Below are 257 nucleotides of genomic sequence, written 5' to 3' on the forward strand. Positions count from 1 at the left end.
GCCCCACCCGCCGGCAGCCCGTCCATCAAGGCAGCACGCGCACGCACCAACCGGCACGCATCCCCCAGCGACAACACACCCGCCACATGCGCCGCCACCGCCTCACCCAACGAATGCCCCGCTACGACTTCAGGGCGCACGCCCCATGATTCCGCCAGCCGGAACAACGCCACCTCAAGAGCGAACAACGCCGGCTGCGACCACCCCGTCCGGTTCAACAGATCAGGATCCGCACCCCACATCACCTCCCGGACGTC

At 68.5% G+C, this 257-nt stretch carries 1 protein-coding gene; it reads right to left on the bottom strand.

The genetic code is table 11. The features are described from left to right. On the bottom strand, nucleotides 1-257 hold a 257-nt coding region (locus IO36_RS36200; protein WP_037626658.1), incomplete at both ends, for an acyltransferase domain-containing protein.

The sequence above is a fragment of the Streptomyces aureus genome, assembly GCF_000725495.1.
Lineage (GTDB): Bacteria > Actinomycetota > Actinomycetes > Streptomycetales > Streptomycetaceae > Streptomyces > Streptomyces aureus_B.